Below are 21,601 nucleotides of genomic sequence, written 5' to 3'. Positions count from 1 at the left end.
CGCCGGCCACCTGGAAGCATTGTGAAATGACCTAGTCACGGCACAGCTCGCCGTTGATGCACGCCCCTATTTACTGCAGACGCGTGCAGTCATCCCTGCGATCGTGGTTGAGTTGCGGCATGTCTTCTCAGGAATGGGCCAGAGTGTGGGCGGCAGTGCACGAGGAACGACGCGCACTGAGATCGGATCTCTCCCACGTTCCGGTGCACCGGTGGGCGGAGGCGTCGCTGTGCCCGGGGTGGGACGTTCACGACGTTGTGTCCCACTTGATCGATTCGGCCAAGACCACTCGGCTGGGCTTCGCCCGACGAATGCTGGTCGCACGGTTCGATTTCGACCGCGACAACGCGGTCGGCGTGGTGCGCGAACGGCGGGCAAGTCCCGCGGAGACGCTCGCTGAGTTCGGTCGGATCGTCACGGAGACGAAGACGCCGCCAGCCGCGCCGGCGACTCGTCTCGTGGAGGCCATCGTGCACGGGGAGGACGTTCGTCGCCCGCTGGGAGTGCAGCGCGAGTATCCGCTCCATCACGTGCTCCCGGCGCTGCGGCATCAGCTCAAGACGTCAGTTTCGATGGGTGGAGGCAGGGAGCGGGCCGCAGGCTTTCGCCTCGTCGCTGTCGACGCCGACTTCTTTTCGGGCTCTGGTCCCGATGTGCATGCAACCGCGCTGGCTCTCCTGCTGGCACTGTCCGGGCGCCCGGTGCGACCGACCGAACTGGCCGGGTCCGCATCATTAGCCTTCGCAAAGCACCTCTCCGCTGGACCCGAAGGGCAGTAGGCGTGGATACTGTGGGGGAATGAAGCCCGGAAGACTGTCGCAGATAACGCACCCTTGCGGCCGTTCTCGTCGGAAGGGACAAATGAGCACTCCCGGTGCGCCTTAGCTGGGGAATCCCGACGAAACGAATCCCGATGGCGTCTCCTCTGAACTGGGCCGACGCCTTAACGACTGGTCGCTCTTCTGGCAACGTCACTTTGACCCGTTTGACGGCTGGGACGAATCCAGGAATCAGACTCGATGGTTGGCGACGGGAGATGAGTTAGTGCGTCTGCTTGAGGTTGAGGTCTACGACATCGCGGTGATTTTGCCCCAATTCCGCCCCAAGTGAAGAAATCGCGTCGAGCACACGAGACGCCGCACAAGCCATCGGATGCGGTACAGCCGAGCAGCACGGCATACTGAGGCCATGCCCAGTCGCACGCTGCTCGCAGTGCCGTCTCTCCTCCTCGTCGGAGTTGCTCTGGCAGGGTGCACGCTCATCGACAACCAAAGCGCGCTCACCGTCGAGGCAGTGGTGAATGCTGAGTACGAACTGGATGCCACGACCAATCCTCAGGATGTCACCGCGGACAAATGCGGAGCAACCGTTGACTGCGTCGAGGCCTTCACGACTGATGAAGCGTCGTACCTCCGATTCGGCAGTCGTGAAAGAGCTGCCGAGTACGCCGCGACGCTAGATGACGGCTTCGTCGTCAACTTCATCGTCATGGACTTCGCGGGTCATGACGCCCCCATAGAAAGTCAACGGTGGGCGATGGAAGCGCTCGCTTGGACTTGGCAAGACTACGAGGGAACCTTCCCCGCGCGGTAGACGCCCGAAGCCGCTCGCGGGGCGGCTGGTGAACGGATCCGCAGTCATCTCCTTCGCAGAGGCGCAACGCCGTTTGTTCGATCCGAGCGGTGTAGGTCTCGGGCGAATCGAGCCAGAATGTCTGGCTTCTCGACAACTAGACCGTGTGTCGATCGCGGGACCACGGCTAGCTCTGCGTTTGGAAGCGCGTCGTACATCTCGAGCAAGTGACTGAACTTCACCTCGTCGTCATCACCGACAATGATGAGAACTGGGGCCCTTACGTTTGCAAGGTGACTCAGGTTGAGATTCGGTTCGAGCTGGTGGAGCTCGACCGCCTTGCGAACGACGACTTCCCAGTGATCAGCACCGTCCGGTGACAGTTCGGCGTAGGACTCCCCCATGAACTGCGGCGGGTCCTCCTCACTGAGAACGCCGTCCAACCACCCGTCATGGTGGAAAACCGCTCCGCCAAATACCAGCGTTGAGACCAAGTCCGGACGGCGAAGCGCCAGGTAAAGCCCGACTATTGCCCCATCGCTCCACCCGAGAACATGAGCATTGGCGACGTTCCGGTCATCGAGAACCTCAGCCATCTCATCAGCCATCTGCGCGAAGGACCACGGCCCGACGACGTCGGCCGAGCGTCCGTGCCCAGGACGGTCAACCAGAAGCCGACGGTAACCAGAAAACTCCGCGCACACCATCACCATGGCGCGCGAATCGGTTCCACCTGGATGCAAGACCAACAGAGGGGGCCCCTCACCTGAATCCGATACCCACACATTTTTGACAGCCACACTGCGACCTTAACGACTTGCGCTTCCCATTCGCGTGTCTCATAAGCTCAATGTGTCGAAACCCCTGGCATACAAGACGCATGAAGCCGCCAGTACGGGTCGAAGGAGGCAATGCCGCATTCCCTGAACACGCGCCCACAGCGACTGGGAGTCCAGTGCGACCGAATACCCCGCAAGCCCATGGCTCATCGAGTCGATCGGTACCTTGCCGAGGCTGCAGGCCCAATTAGGGCGCCGCTTAGGGCGCCGCCGCCGCCGCGCCGAGTTGCACCGCCAGCTCCATGCTTCGCAGGCGGGCCGGGGAGAAGTCGTAGGGCATGCTCCGGATGATCTCCGCCGCGCTCCTCACGCGGGAGCCCTCTGCCGGGTTGGGGTCGGGCGCCGCGTCGACGTCCTCGGGCGGGTGCAGCTCGTCCCAGGCGTTGAAAATAGCGTCGTCCTCCTGCAGCTGACCGGACTCCTCGATGACGCGCATCAGCGCGGTCTCGAAAGCGTGCCGCTCGGCCGCCACCTGCGCCACCCGGGGGTCGTCGACGGCGACCGTGTCGTCGAGCGCCTCCTCGGCGGCGTCGACGCGGTCGGACTCGGCGCGTAGCCCGGGATCGAGGGCCAGAGCGAGGAAGCGGCCCGCCTGCATGACGGCGCCGAGCGGACCGAAGATTCGTTCGGTGACCAGCAGGACGTCCAGGTCGTCCTGGCGCAACGAGCCCTCGGGCGCGCCCTCGAGGCGGCCGGAGACGAGATCGTCGAGCAGTCCCACTCGGCTGCCGAGGGTCCGCATGCGCTGCACCGAGACGCGCTTCCGCTGCAGCTCGGCCTCCTGCGCGGCGAGGGTGTCCTCCAGCCGCGCGAGGACGCCTGCGATCTCGTCCTCGCCGCCGGCACCGCCCGGTGCAGCGCCGGCGAACGCGTCGCGGATGTCGTCGAGGGCGATCCCTGCATCGGCCATACGTCGGATCCAGAGCAGCCGGATGATCTCCGCGTAGCCATACCGGCGGCGGCCGTCGCTGCCCCGCTCCCGCTCGGGCAGCACGCCGACCTGGTGGTAGTGGCGGATCGCCCGGGGAGTGATGCCGACGAACGCCGCGGCGTCGCCGATCAGGACCTCTCGGGGCGGAGTCGGGAACGGGTGCATGGCAAACCTCTCGGAATGGGACGGGATGTGCTTCCAGCAGACCACATGCCGCTACGGCAGGAGCAACCCCCTCTGACACAAAAACGCCGACTCCAGCCGCGAGGGCCCGCAGCTGATCGGTTGACCGCTCAGAGGCGCCGCCTACGCCAGCTGCGTTAAGAGACGCCGGGCGCCTGTCCTGCCTGGCACTGCTTCCTTGGTCGACGGAGCGTGCTTGAGCTTCTCAGCCCCGAAGTCGGACTATCCAGCCGACAATCTGACCGTGATGTGCGCGCGGCGTCCACAGGCTCCGCACACTGTGCTGCATTGCTCCACCGGTTTCTGGCACCAGTCCGTGTTCCGCTGGCGCTTGCGACGGGCGGTAAGGCACCGAGACCTGATCAATCCGAACCACACGACCGGAACGGTGCGTCCAATCCGTCCTGTGCCCCCGTGCCCCCGCCTCGATATCACGCTGTAGAAGGACTGTTCGACGGCCTGCGAACAAGCGGGACGACCAGGCTTGATCCATCGGGACGAGAGCCCAGTCGACGTGCTCACCGAGAGCGACATCAAAGCCGTCATCGCCGACCTGCCATTCGGTCAACCACACATCGGTGTCCTGGGCGCCTCTAATCGGCGAAATGTCTTCAGCATCAACGGCCTCTAATTCTGCTCTGACGAGTGGTTCGTACGAGGCGCGGAGATGCACGTGTCTGCCCAAGTTGCGGGAAGCCTCGTGTGAACCCCGCGCGCCCATCGGAGAAGGCAGCTCGCTGCTTGAACTGGTCATTGAACCAGACTAGGAATCCCTGCGCACAAGCACGAGTCTCCGCGGCAAGCCAATCTTGCAAGGGGCACGCGCTGGAGCATACGAGACTGGGGACCGAACCTTGAGTGTGGCGGGATCGTCGGATACGAGGTCGCCGAGACCACCGACGAGAACCCGGAAAGGGTTGCCGTTTCCAGCGGATGAGCACGGCGTACCTTCGGACCGCTCTGCACGTCGATGAGAACAGCTGGCCCGTTGCCCGTGCCGCGTTCAGCGGCAGCACTGTTTCGATCGGCCACATCGACAGCAAGTGACGCCGGCTGCAGACCTCTCCCCCGCCGGCGCGTTCCCCCAACCGCCGACGGTTGTGTTCTATAGCTCGAGCACTAGGAGGTTGTTCGGCGCAGCCGTGAGGTCATCGCCGATCAAAACTCGAAGATCGATGCGAGCTCATCCGACAGCAGCACCGTGTGAGGGAGGTCGCACAGTGCCTCAGCGTCAACCGCGATACCCCGCAGGCGTGCGGCCTCGGCATAGTCGTCCCACGGAAAGGAATCGGGTTGCGCGACATCATCCCCTTTCACCAGCGTGAGAACCTCGGCGATCACGTCGACTGCGGAGCGTTTCCAGGAGACAATCCCACTGTGCCCGTGCTGGAATGAGGACACTCCACGGTCCATGTCGAGACGAATCATCGACTCGTCGGACAGTCGCAAATACTGGGTCAACTTCATGCTCATGGACGGCCTGGAATTCCCAGGAGGCGGATCATCGAGCTCGCAGATGATGACCAGACCGGTCACCGACAGGCTGGAAATGTCGAACGGCTTGCGATGAGCGGGCTGACCGCCCGATCCTCGTCGAATCGGTCCGTATCGACCCCGCTCATCGCTATCCGGCATGCTGGAAGCCTAGGTCCTTCACGCTTCCTAAGTGAGACCCAACCACTATTCGGCGCTCCAGAATCCGCTAGCCGCGTTCAGGCGGCGCAGGCGCCGCCGGATTGAGGCTACACAGCAGTTCATGAAAGGCCCGGTCCACGCGGGCGACGTCGGCCGTGGCGTCAAGGTCCATCATCAGCCCCCGGATAACCGCGAGGACCATCGTCGACGACCCGGCCCGGCCGATGGACGCCAGGCCGGTCTCGAGGGGACCCAGCCAGTCGGTAGTGGCGAGCCGGCGGAAGCCTGGCCAGAGAGAGCGCTCCCTCTGCTCGCGCAGCTGCCCGAACATTCGAAGGAAGGACTTCCCATCCGGGCCGGTCATGCTCACCCATGCCCTCCCGAGCGTTTCCGTGTAGTCCTCGCCTGGCACGACCCGCAACAGCATCCCAAAGCTCGTGAGCTGACGCTGCCTGGCGCGTCGCAGTACCGCAACAGATAATTCGTCTCTGGAGCCAAAGTGATACAGCAGCATGCGAGCGGACACCCCCGTTGCTTGCACGAATGGCTCAAGGCGGTCAGGAAGGCCAAAAGCCAAGGCATGGTCGGTGCACCGATCGAGGAGCTGGTCCGCGATCTCCGGCTGCGGCTGTCGACCCATGCCACAATCTTTTCACGTAACGATCGCTACGTATACCGTTAAAGATGCACACCCGTTGACCAAGGAGGAACAGATGGAAGTTATCTTCGTGCACGGCGCCCTGGTGCGAGACGGAGCATGGTGGTGGCGTGCGACAGCCGAGCTCCTGCAAGAACGAACCGGGGTCATAAGTCGAGCTGTGGCTTTGCCATCGTGTGGCGAGACGGCTCCGGATGAGACTGCCGGTGGGCTCCTCGCGGACGCCAAGGCTCTTCGACGCGAGCTCGATCGGGTCGACAGTGCGATCGTGGTCGGTCACTCTTACGGCGGAACGGTCATCGCTGAAGCCGGGCGCCACCCGTCCGTCTCAAACCTGCTGTACATCTCGTCATACCTTCCGGACGTGGGGCAGTCGCAGGGCTCGATCATGATCGGGGAACCCAACCCAGTTGCTGTCGACGAGGTCAGCGCCGGGCTGATTGGCATTGCCGGATACGATGTCGCGTCTTTCGGCGAACGATTCTTGCAGGATGCGGAGCGTTCCGCTCAGGAGGAAGCATGGAGCCGCGTGACCGCCCAAGGAGTCGGAGCGTTCACGACACCCACGTCGCAAGCGGGATGGGAAGGGATCGACTCTACCTACCTGATCTGCGGCGACGACCGCAGCACGTCACTCGAGTTGCAACGCTTCCACGCCGCCCGGGCGACACGCTCCGTCGAACTTCCGACGGGTCATCATCCGTTCGTCTCCCGACCCGACCTCGTTGTTGCGGAACTCGAAGTGCTCCTCGCCCAGAATCGGGCCTGAGCCTGCAGAACACCCTTCCGCAGACGTTCTTCGCGCGCGACGGCGCAAAGATTTACAACTATTCACAGGCGTCAGCAGTGCTAGAGGCCACTCGAGCTGCTGGACCCAGCGGATCCTTGGCCGTTCCTTGTGGTGCCAGTGGAGTGTCTCGAAACCAAAGCCGCCAGATAGCGCCGAAAGTCACACCTGTGCTCATTGCGTGCACAGAAGCGATCCGCTGGCCGCTCACCACGACCGCCACCAAACGGCAGCGGCGTTGAAGAAACACATCAGATTGTCTCAAGAACTTGACGGGCGCACATCCCACAAAAGCGACTGTCGAACTTAGGAGGAATTGTCGTTCAGTGACTTCTCGATACTTGCCAAGCGTGCATCAATCCGTTCGAGCCGCTCGGTAGCTCCGAGGGTCGCTGCGGTACTGGCGGCGAGGGCTCCCGCCAGCTCGGGGCCACTCTGCGCGATGCGCTCCTTCGATCGCCACTGGGCCCGGAGAATCATGTAGAGGAAGGCACCCGCAAGGGCAATAAAGGGAAGAAGCACAAGGAGTGTTGGAAGATTCTCGTCGAAGATCATTCTTTTTCGCTCATTTCCTGTTGTGCGGCGACGGCTTCCACAAGCGTCTTCGCTGTGATGTCAAGTGCGAACGGCAGATCGCTCTCTCTGAGGTGCAGGGTGGCCGGCCGGTCGCCAGCGAGCCGCGCACGTCTCTTTAGGCAGCACCTCCGGCTTGGCGGGCAAGGTAGGCCCATGAGCCTGTTGGTGTCTTCGTTCGAAACGAGCCTCTGGGTGACGGATGCTGCCCTGGTTACTGGTGACCGCAACGAACGTGGCACGGTGGAACGTGCTCCGTGGCCGTTCCCGATTGGCACCCGACGTGAGCCGGAGCCACTCCCCCGGTTTCGCGCACACCGTTCCAGGAGGCGTCCGACTTGCAGGCACGGTTGCGACAGATTACTCGTTGTCCTTCTCCGTGCTGGATCGTTTCTTGTAACTGGCTACTCCTACGAAGAGGGCGAGAACGACAGCAATGACCAGTGCGATTTCCATAGTGGTTTTCCTTCGTGTGGTTGGTATTGAACGTGCAAACGCCACTCCCCCGAAACTTCGTATGCTCGGCGAATTGGCGCCGAATCTGCGTCCGCCGACGCCGGCCGGCGGGCGCGACATTGCGCTTGGGATCAGTGCGGTCTGCGAATTCACCGGTGCGCCACTGGCGAGGTCAGACTCGAGGCGTCTTCGGTTGGTGTCTCGCTGAGCTTTCTTGCCCAGGAATCGCGAGGCAGCCGGAGCCGTCCCTGGCTGACAAGGATCGCGACAACGACGACGATGCCACCGAGGACTTGATTCCAGAGAATCGTTTCTCCGAGGACCAGAACGCCGAGGATTACGCCACCGATCGGAGTCAGGTAGGTGACCGTTGAGGCGTTCGTGGCACCCCAGGCGTTAATGACATTGGTGTACCAGACATAGGCGATGCCTGTTCCGATGCCACCGAGAACGATCACGCTCACAGCGATGCCGGGAGTGATCGCGACAGGGGTCATCCCGATGAACGGCGTGAGCAGCACGATGAGGACCGCTCCTGCCCCGATCTGCGCTGCGGAGACGGTGACGGCGTCATACGTGGATCCGCGCAGAAACCGGCGAGTATAGGAGAACCCGAGGCCGTAACACGTGGTTCCGCCCAGGCAGGCCAATTGAGCCCAGAAGAACATGTCGCCGGACGCGTCGACGACGGCAGTCCAGGGCGCCGCGACGAGCAGGACGCCGCCGGCGGCCACGAACAGGCCCGCGGTCTTGATCCTGGTGAGTCGTTCGTCGGGAAGGATGGCCAGCGCGACGAGCATCGTCGCAATGGGAGTGGTCGCGTTGTAAATGCTGGAGAGGCCAGCGGGCAGGTATTGCGCTGCCCACGAGAACAGCAGGAATGGGGCCACGCACATGATTGCGCCGATCGCCGTGAGGTGGCTCCACACCAGTAGGCCACGTGGCCAGCGCCGCCGGGTGACCAGCATGATGCCGGCGAGGACGACGGCGCCGAAGAATAGCCGACCGAGCACGAGTTGCGCGGGCGAGAGTCCCTCCACCGCGATTTTGATGAAGAGGAAGCTCGCCCCCCACACCGCGGCCGCCCCCAGATATTGCGCCCCGAGCGCCAGACCCCGTCCATTGAGCAATGCCGATCTTGTGTTGGTGCCCACGCCCATGCTTCCCCGTTCGTCCCCGTCAGTCTCCGCTATGCTCCAGGCATGAATCAAATGAATCTGACGCATCCGTGCATGTGCGAAACTAATCCATGCCGGTGACCTTGCGGCAGCTGGACGTGCTCGTCGCCGTGGTGGACGAAGGGGGTTTCGGGGCTGCGGCCGATTCCTTGCGGATGAGCCAGTCCGCCGTCTCGCACTCCCTGGCCGCACTGGAGTCGATGACGGGAGCCCCGCTCGTTGTCCGAGCGCCGACAATCGCAACGACACCGCTGGGCGACGCGGTCCTCGCGCACGCCCGTAGCGTCCTTGCCAGCGTGCGGGCCCTCGAAGCAACCGTCGACCTCCACCGCCATGACGCCATGATCGGAACCGTTCGCCTCGCGGCCGGTGTGACGGCGTCTCATCGTCTCGTCCCTGAACTGCTCAGCCGATGGCGTGCGGAACTGCCCGGGCTCGACGTGCGCCTGTTCGAAGGCAGTGACGAAGAACTCCAGACCTGGCTCGACACGGGAGCGGTGGATGCCGCCGTACTTAACGACCCCGACCCCATCCACCACGGCGCCGTCGTCCTCGCTCGTGACGATTTCCGTGCCGTTCTCCGCGCCGACCACCCGCTCGCCGGCGAGACGCGCATCAACCTCGGCGATCTCACCGATGACCCGATGTTGGTCTCAACCAGTGGCTGTGAGCCTCAAATCATGACGATGCACGCCATGGCTGGATTCCCCTACGTCCCTGCACAAAGGGTTCACGCGACCACTACCCTGCTGGGCATGATCGAGGCCGGCCTGGGAGTGGCGATCATGCCCGCCCTAGCTCTCACCATGCTCACCGACAACCTCGTCATGGTCGTCCTCGACCAACACCTCGAACGCACCCTCGTCTTCACCGGCCCCTCAGGCCGCCCGTGGCACCCCAGCGTCGAACGCATGCGTGATGTTGCGCAGGCGACCACGAAGCCGGGGTGAGCGCCACCGTGTCCGCAAGTCCCGTATCGGGTTCCCGCTGGGGCGAAGATCCGCTCTACCAATGGCACATGTGATCCGTTTCCTCACGGAGACTCCTTCATGGTGTTCGCTGCGCTTCCTCAACCGTTGATGCTGGCCGGTGGAAAAACGCACAGCCCGGGCCGTACGAGGTTCACGCATTTCTCGTCGATTTAGGGCTGCAAGACTCCGTACGGCGCCCTTCTCTATGGCGATGAACGTTGGCGGGATTCGTCTGAAGAATCGAACCTGGATGGGGAGCCTTGTGTGTTCTATCCGCCCATCATGGGTTATGCCATCGTGTTTTTCGTAGCGGTTGGCTTGGCCCTGGTTCAGCGCCGCGGCGGCTTGAGCCGGAATCCCGCCATTGGCATCAGAACGAAGTACACGCTTGTGTCTGACGCAGCATGGAGAGCTGCTCACGCCTCCGCCAATCCCTTTCTGATTGTTGTAGCGGCCATAGCGTGCACTCACGCAACCGCACTATCCATTGTGGAAGTGAAGCATTAGCGGATACATCTTGGTTGCGGCGGTATCACTCGTAATGTGGCGTTTTGCAGATCGAGCCGCGCGGGCGACCACGGCTTCGGTGCGGGCTAGCAGTGAGAACGCTGACCCGCAGCGAAACCCACTTTGACTACGCTCGGAGGATGAGCGATTCGGGCCGGCTTGCAGACGACATCGAGATCCCTCGCTCCTTCCGGGAGATGCCGCGGTGGCGGACAGAGGGGACAGCGTGGCTCGACACCATTCGGGTCAGGCTTGCGCAGATGTGCGGCATCTGGGGGCTGCATCCGGACGGCCCTGCCCTCCACGGCTCGAATGCAATCGTGTTGCCGGTGACTCGCGAGGATGACCGGCTCATCCTGCGATTGACGCCACCGCATGACGCCTTCAAGCTCGAGATCGAGGCACTCGAGTTCTGGGCCGGTCGTGGAACGGTCCGGCTCATCGAGCACAGTGCCGAGGCCGGTGCGATGCTCCTGGAACGACTCGAGACCGCTCACACACTCGCGACCCTCCCGTTGGCGGAGGCCGTGCCCCTCATTGCACGGTTGATGCGACGACTGGCCGTTCCTATCACCGACCTGACCGTGATCTCCACCGCGGATGTTGTCGCTGCCCGAAGCCTCCTGCTCAGCGCGGAATGGGCGCGGCTTGACCAGCCCTTTGATCGGTCCGTCCTTGATCGAGCACTCACGGTCGCCCGTGACCTGAATTCCACCCCAGGCACCCACGCTGTGAACGGTGACCTCCATTTCGACCAGGTCCTCGCCGGGCAGCGCGAGCCATGGTTGGCCGTGGATCCCGTCCTGCTTCGCGGTGACCTCGAATACGACCTTGCCAGGGTTCTGTGGACTCGGTTGGACGAGATGAGTGACCGAGATGTCGTGGTCCACTTCGAGACAGTCGTCCGCGAGGCGCAACTCGACCGCGAAAGAGCGTGGAAATGGGTGTTCTATCGCAGCGTTGAGTACTGGCTGTGGGGCCTGACCCATGGCCTCACGAGCGACCCCGTCCGTTGTGGGCGATTAGTGGAGATCTTCGGTGTCAATTCAGACGAAGGCACTCAACGCGCGCCGGTAGCTGGCGCTGTCCGCACGCCTTGCAGCTGTTAGGAGAAGGGCGTTCTCGCTGATTCTGCGCGTGAATACGCCCAGACACGGGATGGTGACGATCTTCGTCAGGCGGCATGCCACGCGGGGATCAGTGCCGGTAGGTCGCGTCGCTCGGGGTCATCTTCCAGTCGCGTCGGCAACGCTGCTGTGTGAGTAGCCATTCCAGATTGTGACCAGGTGCTGTACGCGTCGTGGTCGAACGCGCTGTCGCCGAACTCATCCCTCCAGCTGGGTCCGATAATTCGGTGGAGAAGATCGGCACGTTCGGACGAGCCGTTGGCAGTGCCGCGGATCTCGTCGAATAGCCGGGTATCAATGTCTGGACCCGCGTGGGCCACGGCAGCAATCCAGATACGGGGCCAGGCGCCCTCCCACTCGTCGCGAATAGCGGGATCTATTGCAACGTTCTGCACGGTTGCGGGCCTGTTCGACCCGGTATCGGTGTGTTGGATCTCATGGTTCCAAATCTCGGTTCCGTCCATCTTCGCCGTACCGCGTGACCAAATCAACGATCCGCACAGTCGGCTGAGTAGCATGAACGGCATGTCCATCAAGCTTGAGAATGTCGGTATTGCCGTTCGCGACCTCGAAGCCGCGATCTCCTTCTTCACGGACCTCGGTCTCACGGTCATGGGCCGTGACACGGTCAGCGGCGAGTGGACAGATACCGCTGTCGGTCTGGACGGCAACCACGCCAAAATCGCCATGCTCCAGACACCGGACGGTCACGGTCGCCTGGAACTCTTCAAATACATCCACCCCGAAGCGATCGAGTCGGAGCCCACCCGCCCCAACGAGATCGGCATGCACCGTGTGGCCTTCTCGGTCGACAACATCGACGACGCCCTTGAGATAGCAGCGAGGCACGGATGCTTTCCGCTTCGCGGCGTCGCCACCTACCAGGACGTCTACAAACTCAGCTACGTGCGCGGCCCGAGCGGCATCATCGTGATGCTCGCCGAGGACCTCACGAAGAACTGACCGTCACCAGCCGCCGCGCGTGGGCGTATGTCCCTGGCGGGCGTCGTCGGGCATGGCCATTTCGGCGCGCAGGCCCAGGAGCCTGATCGGACGGCCCGGTTCGATTTCGTCTGCGAGATCCAGGACCCGCGCGAGGAGTTCGTTCGCGTCAGAGGTGGCGGGAATCCTCCGTGCGCGTGTCGTCGTATCGAAAGGCGCGTATCGGATCTTCAGGGTCACCCCGATGACCGGCCGACCTTCGATCCGAACGTCCTTGAGGACACGCGCTGTCAGCTCCCGAACGGCACCCGCCACCTGGGCGGGATCGGTCAGATCACGCTGGAAGGTGGTCTCTCTACTGTGCCCGCGGGCAACCCACGGGGTGTCATCGACGATGTTGGTACCGTCTCCGCGCCCGAGCTGCGCGTACCACGGGCCCATCTTGGGCCCGAACTCTGTGACCAGGTTCTCGGGGTCGGATGCGGCGAGCTCAGCGACGGTAGTGATGCCGAGTTTCGCCAGCCGGCTCGACACCTTCGAACCCACGCCCCACAGTTCTCTGGTGGGGCGGCTGCCCATGACATCCAGCCAGTTCTCCGCCGTGAGACGGAAGACGCCGGCCGGCTTACCGAATCCGGTGGCGACCTTGGCCCGGACCAGGGTGTCGCCGATGCCCACACTGCAGTGCAGCCGAGTGCGTTCCAGGACAGCGGCCTGCACCTGTCGGGCGTAGGCTTCCGGATCCTCGGTTTCGGTGCCGAGGAAGGCCTCGTCCCATCCCAGCACCTGCACGGTGACGTCAGGCTGCGCGCGCAACGTGGCCATCACCGCTTCCGACGCCGCGAGGTAAGCCTCCGCGTCGACGGGCAGGATCACGGCGTCGGGCACCTTCCGCGCCGCAATGCGCAGAGGCATCCCTGAGCCCACCCCGAACGCCCGGGCCTCGTAGGACGCGGTCGACACCACGGCTCGCTCCGTGGGATCGCCCCGCCCGCCGACAATGATCGGCCTGCCCGCCAGCTCCGGCCGACGGAGCACTTCGACAGCCGCGATGAACTGGTCTAGATCGACGTGTAGCACCCACCGGATTCCGCTCACGACACCAGTGTGCCCCGAACGCCGCCGGTGGGCACAGGTCAGGTCAGTCGCGCAGCTCGAGGTACTTGGCGATCAGCGACTTGGTCGACGAGTCCTGGGACGCCAGAGTCTCAGCGTCTCCCTCGACTGCGGGGGCAACCTGCACGGCAAGCTGCTTGCCGAGCTCGACACCCCACTGGTCGAACGAGTCGATGCCCCAGATGGTGCCTTCGACGAACACAATGTGCTCGTAGAGCGCGATGAGCTGTCCCAGCACGCTCGGCGTGAGGGCCGGCGCCAGGATCGACGTGGTCGGCCGGTTACCGGCGAAGGCGCGGGCCGGTACGACAGACTCCTTGGTGCCCTCGGCACGCACCTCGTCAGCGGTCTTGCCGAAGGCGAGCGCCTTGGTCTGAGCGAAGAAGTTCGCCATGAACAGCGCGTGCACGTCCTGGCCGGGCTTGTCTGCAGCCTCGTCCTTCAGGGGATGAGCGGGGTTGGCGACCGCGATGAAGTCGGCGGGAACGAGACGGGTGCCCTGGTGGATGAGCTGGTAGAAGGCGTGCTGACCGTTGGTGCCAGGTTCACCCCAGAAGATCTCGCCGGTATCGGTCGTGACGGGTGAGCCGTCCCAACGCACGCTCTTGCCGTTCGACTCCATCGTGAGCTGCTGCAGGTAGGCCGGGAAACGGTGCAGGTACTGGGCGTACGGGAGCACGGCGTGGCTCTGTGCCTTGAGGAAGTTGGTGTACCAGATGTTCAGGAGGCCCATCAGCACGGGCACGTTCTGCTCGAGGGGTGCGGTTCGCATGTGTTCGTCGAGCGCGTGGAAGCCGGCGAGGAATTCGCGCCAGTTGTCGGGGCCGATGGCGATGACCACGGAGGTTCCGATGGCGGAGTCGACCGAGAACCGGCCGCCCACCCAGTCCCAGAAGCCGAACGCGTTCTCGGGGTCGATCCCGAACGCCGCGACCTTGTCCAGAGCGGTCGACACGGCGACGAAGTGCTTGGCGACGGCGTCGGAGCGGGCGGAGTCGGTGTCGTCGATCGCGCCGGCGCCGAGGAGCTGGTTCCACAGCCACTCGCGGGCGAGCCTGGCGTTGGTGAGGGTCTCGAGGGTGCCGAAGGTCTTGGAGGCCACGATGAACAGAGTGGTCTCGGGGTCCAGACCCGCGGTCTTCTCGTAGACATCCGTGGGGTCGATGTTCGACACGAAACGCACCTCGAGGCCGGCCTTAACATACGGCTTCAGCGCTTCGTAGACCATGACGGGGCCGAGGTCGGAGCCGCCGATCCCGATGTTGACGACAGTGCGAATGGGCTTGCCGGTGACGCCGGTCCACTGGCCGGACCGAACCTTTTCGGCGAAGGCATAGACCTTGTCGAGCGTGGCGTGCACATCAGCGTCAACGTCCTGGCCGTCGACCTGGAAACCCTGTGCGGGCACCAGGCCTGCACCGTCCTTGGGACGTCGAAGGGCAGTGTGCAGAACCGCGCGGTCTTCGGTGACGTTGATGTGTTCGCCGGCGATCATGGCCTGGAACCGGCCCGTGACGTCGACATCCTTCGCAAGCTGCAGGAGCGGGGTGAGGATCTCATCGGTCAGGAGGTTCTTGGACAGGTCGACGGTGAGGTCCCCTGCCTGCAGGGTGAATCGCTCGGCTCGCCCCGGGTCGGTGGCGAACCAACCGCGCAGATCGGGCGAAAAGCCGTCGGCGATGCTGGCGAGCTGCTTCCAGGCGTCGGTCGACGTCGGATCAACGGGGGCAGATGCGGTCATGGGTTCTCCTGAATGCCGAAACGATGAAGCTGAAGAGTGCCCGCGGCTCCCGCAGCGCAGCGAGGCGGACCGTTATCAAGCCTATTGCGCGTCGCCGTGATCGGGACGCCAGTCGCGCTCCCCACAGGTGGCGCGTACTGTGGCGACAAACGGGAGGAGTTGAGTGCGATGACCCATGATCTATTCCAAGTTGCGTCGGATGCCCTTTCCGACAGCCGGGGGCAGATCTCTGACCTGGCGCGACCGTTTTTAGGGTTCCTTCCTGTCTCGGGCGCCTCGATCTCGACCTTCGGATCGTTCCTGGATGCCGAAACAATCTCGGCCACGGACGCCCGGGCCGGGCGCGTAGACGAATTGCAGTTCGACCTGGGTGAAGGTCCGTGTTGGGACGCCCTGGTCAATCGGCGGCCCGTGCTCGAACCCGACCTTGCGCAGAGGAGCAGCACCTCATGGCCGGCTTTCCTGGCCGCGATTCGACAGGAGGAGATCGGGGCGATCTTCGCTTTCCCGCTTTTCTTCGGACCGCTCGAAATCGGCGCTCTGGACCTCTACTCCGTGGCGCCTGTCTCGCTCAGCCCCAAGCAGCAAGGGCAGACGCTCGTTCTCTCTGCCATCGTCAGCCGGATCGTCCTGCGCCATGCCATCACCGGTGACGACCTGCCGGCTGAGACAACGACATTCTCCCGACGATTGATCCACCAGGCGACCGGTATGGTCCTCGCCCAGCTCGGAACGACCGCCGAAGACGCCCACCTGATCCTCCAGGCCCGGGCGTTCGCGGACAATCGCCCGATGCGCGAAATCGCCCAGGACGTCGTCGAGCGGCGGATTCGATTCAATGCGCTCTCCGACCCAGGTGAGGCACCCCGTGAATGAGACCACCCGCCTAGACGAAACCGTTCGACTGGAACGGCTCTTCGACGCGTTTGCGACTTTTGCGGACACCCTGGTGGCCGGCTATGACGTGCTCGATCTTCTGCAGACCTTGGTGGAGACCTGCCATGAACTCCTCGATGTCGACTCGGCCGGAATCCTCCTGTCGAACGCCCACGGCAAGTTGGAGGTCGTCGCTTCCACCAGCGAGGCCAACACCCTCGTGGAGATCATGCAGCTGGACGCCGACGCCGGGCCCTGCCTGGAGTGCTTCCGCACCCGTGCCGTCGTCTCGGTGCCCGACATCGACGTCGGGTCGTCCCGCTGGGCCGACTTCAGCGCCACCGCCCGCGCCCAGGGCATCCACTCGGTCTACGCGATCCCGCTCCGACTGCGAGAAACGACCATCGGCACCCTGAACATCATGCGGAACGAGCGTGGGGAGCTCAACCAGCGCGACATTCGCGCCGCCCAGGCCCTGGCCGACGTGGCGACCATCGGCATCCTGCAAGAACGCACGATTCGGGATGCCTCGACACTTCGCGACCAACTGCAGGAGGCTCTTTCGAGCCGGATCATCATTGAGCAGGCCAAGGGCGTCGTCGCCGAAACCGCCAATGTGTCCATCGAGGCGGCGTTCGCTCTCATCCGCGCCCACGCCCGCTCGCACCAGATCTCGCTCAGTCTGGTCGCCCGGCAACTCGTCACGCGGGATCTCCGCTTGTGAGCCAGGGTCGCCCCAGAACTAGACGAGACTGGGCAGATGGGCGATCTCACTGTGCGCGGCGGCATCGGCAGCACCGTTGAAGCCGAGATCACCGTCAAACGATCCAGATTCCTCTGCCGCCTGATCCGGATCGAGACGGAGGATGCCGCGCGTGCGGCCATCGACAGCGCACGCAAGGAGCACTGGGGTGCACGCCATCACTGCTCCGCACTGGTGATCGGGCCGAACGGCACTCCCGACCAGGTGCGCCGCTCAAACGACGACGGTGAACCCTCCGGCACTGCCGGGCGCCCCATGTTGGAGGCGCTGTCCGGCCGAGGAATCATCGACGCTGTGGCCGTGGTCACTCGCTACTTCGGCGGCACGCTCCTCGGTGCCGGCGGCCTCGTGCGCGCCTACTCGGATGCGGTGCTCAGCACGATCGACCGCGCCCAGTCCCTGGGGATGCTCGTGGAACGCGAACGGCGGGAGTTGTTCACGCTCACCCTCCCCCATGCCGAGGCCGGTCGCATCGAGGCCGAGCTTCGCCAACGTGGTGTGCTGGTCCTGGGCACGGACTATGGACAGAGCGCCCTGCTGCACATCAGCGACGATGACGCCGAACGGCTCACTGAGATCGTCGCCCACGTCACAGCGGGAAGCGCAGGGCTGCAGAGCGTCGGCCGCGAATGGGTCGATGTCGAACCGGCCTGACGACCTGCACCGGGAGCAGGCAGCGGCCTAGAGTGACTTACACATCGGGCTGTACCTCGCTGAAGGGAGTTCACCATGGCCGGTCGCATCCATATCGACCACTTCACCACTCTGGACGGGGTCGCCCAGGCCCCCGGCGGCCCGGACGAGGACCTGAGCGATGGATTCACGTTCGGCGGCTGGCAGGCTCCCCTGCTCGACGACACCGTCGGCTCCCAAGTCGACGCCGGCATCCAGGCCATGGATGCGCTGCTGTTGGGGCGGCGCACCTACGACATCTTCGCTGGGTACTGGCCGCACCAGCTGGACGGTCCGGCCGCCGGAATCGCCCGCAAGTTCGACGCCATCCCCAAGTACGTGGCGTCGCGGGGCACACCGCAGCTCGGCTGGCGCGACTCGCACCGGCTCGGCAGCGATCTCGCCGCTGAGCTGACCGCGCTCCGGGAACGGCACCGGGAGATCCACGTGATCGGCAGCATCGACTTCGCCCGCACCCTGGTGGCCGAGGGCCTGTTCGACCAACTGAACCTGTGGGTGTACCCGATCGTGCTCGGGGCGGGAAAGCGCCTGTTCCCCGACGACGGAGGGCCCACCGCCTTGCAGCTGCTCGCGGCCGAGGCGGTCTCGGAGAAGGGCGCGGTGCTGCTCCGGTACGCACCGACGGGTTCGGTACCGGCGACGGGCGACATGACCCGATGAGCCCGGTCGAGTTGCCCTTGCCGCACCGCTCGCACCAGACTGGAACCACCGGATCGCTATTGAGTTTTCCGCCTGTGGCTAAGGAGCTCACCATGACCGAACCGAACGACGCCCGCGTCGGGCTGTACATCGACTTCGACAACATCGTCATTTCGCGTTACCAGCAGCTGCACGGCCGCAATGCCTTCCAGCGCGACGGCATCCGCAACTTCGACAAGAGCAGCCGGGATGCCGACCCCGAGGTCGCCGCACGACTCGCCGCCGCCACGGTCGACTTCAACGCCATCATCGACTTCGCCGCCTCGTTCGGCACCCTCGTGGTCAACCGCGCCTACGCCGACTGGTCTGTGCCCGTGAACGCGAGCTACCAGCGACAGCTGATGTCCCGCGCGGTGGACCTCACCCAGCTGTTCACCACCACGACGCGGGGCACCAAGAACGGTGCCGACATCCGCCTGGCCGTCGACGTGGTCGAAGACCTCTTCAGGCTGCCCGACCTCACCCACGTCATCATCATCGCCGGCGACTCCGACTACATCGCCCTCGCCCAGAAGTCGAAGCGACTAGGCCGTTTCGTTGTGGGCATCGGCGTGGCCGGGTCCACAAGCACGTCGCTCGCGGCAGCGTGCGACGAGTTCGAGGACTACGACTCGCTGCCCGGCATCGAGAAGGTCGCGCCCTCCGCCGACGCCGATGTGACCCGCACCGACAAGCGCAGGGTGGGCCGACGCGCCGCCGAGCCCGTGGAGACCGAAACAGAGGCGGAACCTACTCCCCCCGCCAGCGCGGCACGTAAGTTCACCACCATTCCGATGTTCTCCAATGCCGATGATTCGTCGTACGACGAGCCCGACACGGCCGACGATGTGGACCCTCAGGAGCTCGCAACGGAGCTCCTCGTGCGCGCGCTGCAGATCGGTCACGCCAAGGGCGACGCCGACGAATGGCTGAACACCGGCACGGTCAAGAATCAAATGCGCCGGATGGACCCCTCTTTCAACGAGAAGCCGCTCGGTTTCCGCTCGTTCAGCGATTTCCTCTCCTCACGCAGTGCCGAGGCCGAGATGGCCGAGGACGGCTCACAGCGACTCATCAGGCTGCGCCCAGGCGCGGACTCGCGTCACTAGGTGTACACCGAGGCGACATCGGCGAACGGGACCTACGGCCCAGCGGCGCACGCGCATAGCGTGTAACTTCGACAGGTGTGCAAATCTGACAGCACATTCTCAGCACGCCGACCCGGTATGCGCTGAGCTGTGCCAAACGGGAACCACGCGTTTGGCATCCGCACTGTAAGGAGATCCAGTGGCGTCCTCGCCCGCTAAAGACATTATTCAAAGCATCGGAGGGGCGGAGAACGTTGTCGCCCTCACCCACTGTGCGACCCGGCTGCGCTTCACGCTGAAGGACGCATCTGTCATCGACCAGGGAACCGTGGAAGCAATCCCCGCAGTTCTGGGCGCGGTCCCCCAGTCCGGCGATCGTTTCCAGGTCGTCATCGGCGGCGCGGTCGAGACCGTGTACAACGAGATCCTCGCGCTGCCGGAGATGAAGAAGATCGGCACCGGCGAAAGCGCCGACGACATCAAGGCCGCCGAGCGCGCCAAGGGCCCCCGCGGCAAGTTCGCCGGGCTCGACACCTTCTTCGAGGTGCTGTCCGACTCCTTCCGCCCGATCCTGGGCGCACTGCTGGGCGCCTCGCTGTTCATCACCTTCATGGCCCTGATGGCCACCCTGGGCGTCATCCCCGCCTGGAACGCCCCGGGTGTCACACTCGAACCCGGCTGGGCCTTCATCAACCTGATGTGGCAGGGCGTCTTCGTCTTCCTGCCCCTAATGGTCGCCTACAACGCCTCCAAGCGCCTCGGCGCCGACCCGTGGGTCGGCTTCGGCATCATGGCCGTCGTCATGCTGCCGGGCTTCTCCGCCCTGGCCGCGACCGATGGCGCCCAGACCGTCTTCGACGGCAAGGCCGCTATCGTGTCGATCTTCGGCCTGCCGCTCACCGTCACCGACTACAGCTCGCAGGTCTTCCCGCCGCTGCTGATGGCGGCCGCTCTCGGCCTGCTCACCAAGGGCCTGAAGAAGGTCATCCCGGCCAGTGTGCAGCTGATCTTCGTGCCGTTCCTCTCCATGCTCGTCATGATCCCCGTCACGGCCTTCCTCATCGGCCCGATCGGTGTCTTCGGCGGAGCGGCCATCGGCGAGTTCCTCAAGTCCATCAACGACTTCTCACCGCTGATCTTCGCGATCGTCATCCCGCTGGCCTACCCGTTCATGGTGCCGCTGGGCCTGCACTGGCCGCTGAACGCCGTCATGCTGCTGAACATCCAGTCCCTCGGCTATGACTTCATCCAGGGCCCGATGGGCGCCTGGAACTTCGCTTGCTTCGGTGCCACGGCCGGCGTTCTCGTCCTCGCCATCCGCGCCAAGAACAGTCAGATGAAGCAGACCGCGACGGGTGCTCTTGCCGCCGGCCTGCTCGGTGGTATCTCCGAACCGTCGCTGTACGGCATCCACCTGCGGTTCAAGCGCATCTACCCGCGCATGCTCGTCGGTTGCCTCGTCGGTGGTGTCATCATCGGCCTCGGCGGTGGCGTCACGACCAACGCGTTCGTGTTCACGTCGCTGCTGACCATCCCGGCGTTCAACAACATCCCGCTGTACGCGATCGCTGTTGCCGCGTCGTTCTTCACCGCGATGATCCTCGTGATCCTCTCCGGCTACCTCTCGCCCGAGCAGAAGGCCGAAGCGGCCGCTCAGCTCGCCGAGGACACCGCCATGGAAGACGCCAAGCACGCTCCCGTCGCTCCCGTCGCGGCTCCGGTTGCCGCCGCATCCAGCATGGCTACCGCCACGGCACCCGCCGCCGGCGGCACGGCGACCCTGGTCGCCACCGTCCTGGCCACGATCGGTTCACCGGTCGAGGGCATCGTCGTGCCGCTCGATGAGGTGCCGGACCCCGTGTTCAGCAAGGGCATCGTGGGCCTCGGCGTCGGCGTCGACCCGACCGGAGACACCGTCTTCGCGCCGGCCGCCGGCAAGGTCCTGGTCGCTCAGCCGACCGGCCACGCCTTCGGCCTGATGCTCGACGGCGGCATCGAAATGCTCATTCACGTGGGCATCGACACCGTCAACCTCGCCGGCAAGGGCTTCGACGTCAAGGTCAAGGCCGGCGACCGGGTTGAGGCGGGTACGCCGCTGGTGACCTTCGACCGCGCCGTGATCGAGGAAGCCGGCTACTCGCTGGTGACCCCGGTGCTGGTGACCAACCCGAAGAAGTTCGGCTCGATCGACCAGGCCGCCACCGGCCAGGTCGCCGTCGGAGACGCGCTGATCACGGTGACCGCCAAGTAGCACACCGCACAACACAAAGGTGGGCAGAGAGAAATC

23 protein-coding genes are annotated in these 21,601 nt (G+C 64.4%); 13 read left to right on the top strand and 10 right to left on the bottom strand.

What is annotated here, in order from left to right:
* Positions 1–56: 56 nt before the first annotated feature.
* On the top strand, positions 57–779 hold the full coding sequence (locus tag E3T61_RS16730) for a maleylpyruvate isomerase family mycothiol-dependent enzyme (RefSeq protein ID WP_420898495.1): 723 nt from the start codon (positions 57–59) through the stop codon (positions 777–779).
* Between the two features lie 409 nt (positions 780–1,188).
* Positions 1,189–1,593, top strand: a complete 405-nt coding sequence (locus tag E3T61_RS16725; RefSeq protein WP_134641989.1) for a hypothetical protein — start codon at positions 1,189–1,191, stop codon at positions 1,591–1,593.
* 44 nt (positions 1,594–1,637) lie between these two features.
* On the opposite strand, the gene E3T61_RS16720 is transcribed toward E3T61_RS16725, so the two are convergent.
* The 5 genes from E3T61_RS16720 to E3T61_RS16700 all read right to left on the bottom strand — a co-directional run bounded on the left by E3T61_RS16720 (position 1,638) and on the right by E3T61_RS16700 (position 5,800).
* Complete coding sequence (locus E3T61_RS16720; RefSeq protein ID WP_255455703.1) at positions 1,638–2,357, bottom strand: alpha/beta fold hydrolase; 720 nt, start codon at positions 2,355–2,357, stop codon at positions 1,638–1,640.
* Between the two features lie 253 nt (positions 2,358–2,610).
* Positions 2,611–3,507, bottom strand: a complete 897-nt coding sequence (locus E3T61_RS16715) for a MerR family transcriptional regulator (protein ID WP_134641988.1) — start codon at positions 3,505–3,507, stop codon at positions 2,611–2,613.
* Positions 3,508–3,730: 223 nt separating this feature from the next.
* A complete protein-coding gene (locus E3T61_RS22710) occupies positions 3,731–4,246 on the bottom strand; it encodes a DUF6578 domain-containing protein (RefSeq protein ID WP_420898494.1) in 516 nt (171 codons plus the stop codon).
* Positions 4,247–4,683: 437 nt separating this feature from the next.
* Positions 4,684–5,160 (bottom strand): hypothetical protein, encoded by a 477-nt coding sequence (locus tag E3T61_RS16705; RefSeq protein ID WP_134641987.1) that lies wholly within the window; start codon positions 5,158–5,160, stop codon positions 4,684–4,686.
* A gap of 67 nt (positions 5,161–5,227) precedes the next feature.
* Positions 5,228–5,800: a TetR/AcrR family transcriptional regulator gene (locus E3T61_RS16700; RefSeq protein ID WP_134641986.1), complete on the bottom strand. Its 573-nt coding sequence runs from the start codon at positions 5,798–5,800 to the stop codon at positions 5,228–5,230.
* A 55-nt stretch (positions 5,801–5,855) separates the two neighbouring features.
* On the opposite strand from E3T61_RS16700, the gene E3T61_RS16695 reads away from it, so the two are divergent.
* Complete coding sequence (locus E3T61_RS16695) at positions 5,856–6,587, top strand: alpha/beta hydrolase (protein ID WP_241992640.1); 732 nt, start codon at positions 5,856–5,858, stop codon at positions 6,585–6,587.
* A gap of 324 nt (positions 6,588–6,911) precedes the next feature.
* Here E3T61_RS16695 and E3T61_RS16690 read toward each other — a convergent pair whose 3' ends face one another.
* Complete coding sequence (locus E3T61_RS16690) at positions 6,912–7,160, bottom strand: hypothetical protein (RefSeq protein ID WP_134641985.1); 249 nt, start codon at positions 7,158–7,160, stop codon at positions 6,912–6,914.
* A 623-nt stretch (positions 7,161–7,783) separates the two neighbouring features.
* Positions 7,784–8,788: a DMT family transporter gene (locus tag E3T61_RS16685; protein ID WP_241992639.1), complete on the bottom strand. Its 1,005-nt coding sequence runs from the start codon at positions 8,786–8,788 to the stop codon at positions 7,784–7,786.
* A gap of 95 nt (positions 8,789–8,883) precedes the next feature.
* Here E3T61_RS16685 and E3T61_RS16680 point away from each other — a divergent pair, with 95 nt between their 5' ends.
* From E3T61_RS16680 to E3T61_RS16670, 3 genes are all read left to right on the top strand, one after another.
* Positions 8,884–9,762 (top strand): LysR family transcriptional regulator, encoded by an 879-nt coding sequence (locus E3T61_RS16680; RefSeq protein WP_134641983.1) that lies wholly within the window; start codon positions 8,884–8,886, stop codon positions 9,760–9,762.
* 303 nt (positions 9,763–10,065) lie between these two features.
* Positions 10,066–10,290 (top strand): SdpI family protein, encoded by a 225-nt coding sequence (locus tag E3T61_RS22705; protein WP_134641982.1) that lies wholly within the window; start codon positions 10,066–10,068, stop codon positions 10,288–10,290.
* A 140-nt stretch (positions 10,291–10,430) separates the two neighbouring features.
* Positions 10,431–11,399 (top strand): aminoglycoside phosphotransferase family protein, encoded by a 969-nt coding sequence (locus tag E3T61_RS16670; RefSeq protein ID WP_134641981.1) that lies wholly within the window; start codon positions 10,431–10,433, stop codon positions 11,397–11,399.
* 65 nt (positions 11,400–11,464) lie between these two features.
* Here E3T61_RS16670 and E3T61_RS16665 read toward each other — a convergent pair whose 3' ends face one another.
* Positions 11,465–11,950, bottom strand: a complete 486-nt coding sequence (locus tag E3T61_RS16665) for a hypothetical protein (RefSeq protein WP_134641980.1) — start codon at positions 11,948–11,950, stop codon at positions 11,465–11,467.
* On the opposite strand from E3T61_RS16665, the gene E3T61_RS16660 reads away from it, so the two are divergent.
* Positions 11,943–12,380, top strand: coding sequence for a VOC family protein (locus tag E3T61_RS16660; protein ID WP_134641979.1), 438 nt, complete (start codon positions 11,943–11,945; stop codon positions 12,378–12,380). The two genes, E3T61_RS16665 and E3T61_RS16660, sit on opposite strands and share 8 nt — an antisense overlap.
* Positions 12,381–12,383: 3 nt before the next feature.
* Here E3T61_RS16660 and E3T61_RS16655 read toward each other — a convergent pair whose 3' ends face one another.
* A complete protein-coding gene (locus E3T61_RS16655) occupies positions 12,384–13,457 on the bottom strand; it encodes a DNA polymerase IV (RefSeq protein WP_478213453.1) in 1,074 nt (357 codons plus the stop codon).
* 43 nt (positions 13,458–13,500) lie between these two features.
* A complete protein-coding gene (pgi, locus tag E3T61_RS16650) occupies positions 13,501–15,216 on the bottom strand; it encodes a glucose-6-phosphate isomerase (RefSeq protein ID WP_134641978.1) in 1,716 nt (571 codons plus the stop codon).
* A gap of 168 nt (positions 15,217–15,384) precedes the next feature.
* On the opposite strand from pgi, the gene E3T61_RS16645 reads away from it, so the two are divergent.
* The 6 genes from E3T61_RS16645 (at position 15,385) to E3T61_RS16620 (ending at position 21,565) form a co-directional block, all read left to right on the top strand.
* The gene (locus E3T61_RS16645) at positions 15,385–16,092 is read left to right on the top strand and encodes a GAF and ANTAR domain-containing protein (protein WP_241992645.1); all 708 of its coding nucleotides are present in this window, start codon (positions 15,385–15,387) and stop codon (positions 16,090–16,092) included.
* Positions 16,085–16,816 (top strand): GAF and ANTAR domain-containing protein, encoded by a 732-nt coding sequence (locus E3T61_RS16640; protein ID WP_241992638.1) that lies wholly within the window; start codon positions 16,085–16,087, stop codon positions 16,814–16,816. Before E3T61_RS16645 ends, E3T61_RS16640 begins: the two co-directional genes overlap by 8 nt.
* 36 nt (positions 16,817–16,852) lie before the next feature.
* Positions 16,853–17,509 carry an IMPACT family protein gene (locus tag E3T61_RS16635; RefSeq protein ID WP_134641975.1) on the top strand — a complete coding sequence of 219 codons (657 nt, stop codon included), beginning with the start codon at positions 16,853–16,855 and terminating at the stop codon, positions 17,507–17,509.
* A 75-nt stretch (positions 17,510–17,584) separates the two neighbouring features.
* Positions 17,585–18,208 (top strand): dihydrofolate reductase family protein, encoded by a 624-nt coding sequence (locus E3T61_RS16630; protein WP_134641974.1) that lies wholly within the window; start codon positions 17,585–17,587, stop codon positions 18,206–18,208.
* 92 nt (positions 18,209–18,300) lie between these two features.
* On the top strand, positions 18,301–19,335 hold the full coding sequence (locus E3T61_RS16625) for an NYN domain-containing protein (protein WP_134641973.1): 1,035 nt from the start codon (positions 18,301–18,303) through the stop codon (positions 19,333–19,335).
* A gap of 178 nt (positions 19,336–19,513) precedes the next feature.
* Entirely contained in the window at positions 19,514–21,565 is a 2,052-nt protein-coding gene (locus E3T61_RS16620) for a glucose PTS transporter subunit IIA (RefSeq protein WP_134641972.1), read from the top strand.
* Positions 21,566–21,601: the final 36 nt, after the last annotated feature.

The organism is Cryobacterium lactosi (assembly GCF_004403945.1).
In the GTDB taxonomy this organism is placed as follows: domain Bacteria; phylum Actinomycetota; class Actinomycetes; order Actinomycetales; family Microbacteriaceae; genus Cryobacterium; species Cryobacterium lactosi.
Note: the sequence above shows the minus strand (reverse complement) of the source record. Positions and strands in the feature narration are given on the sequence as shown.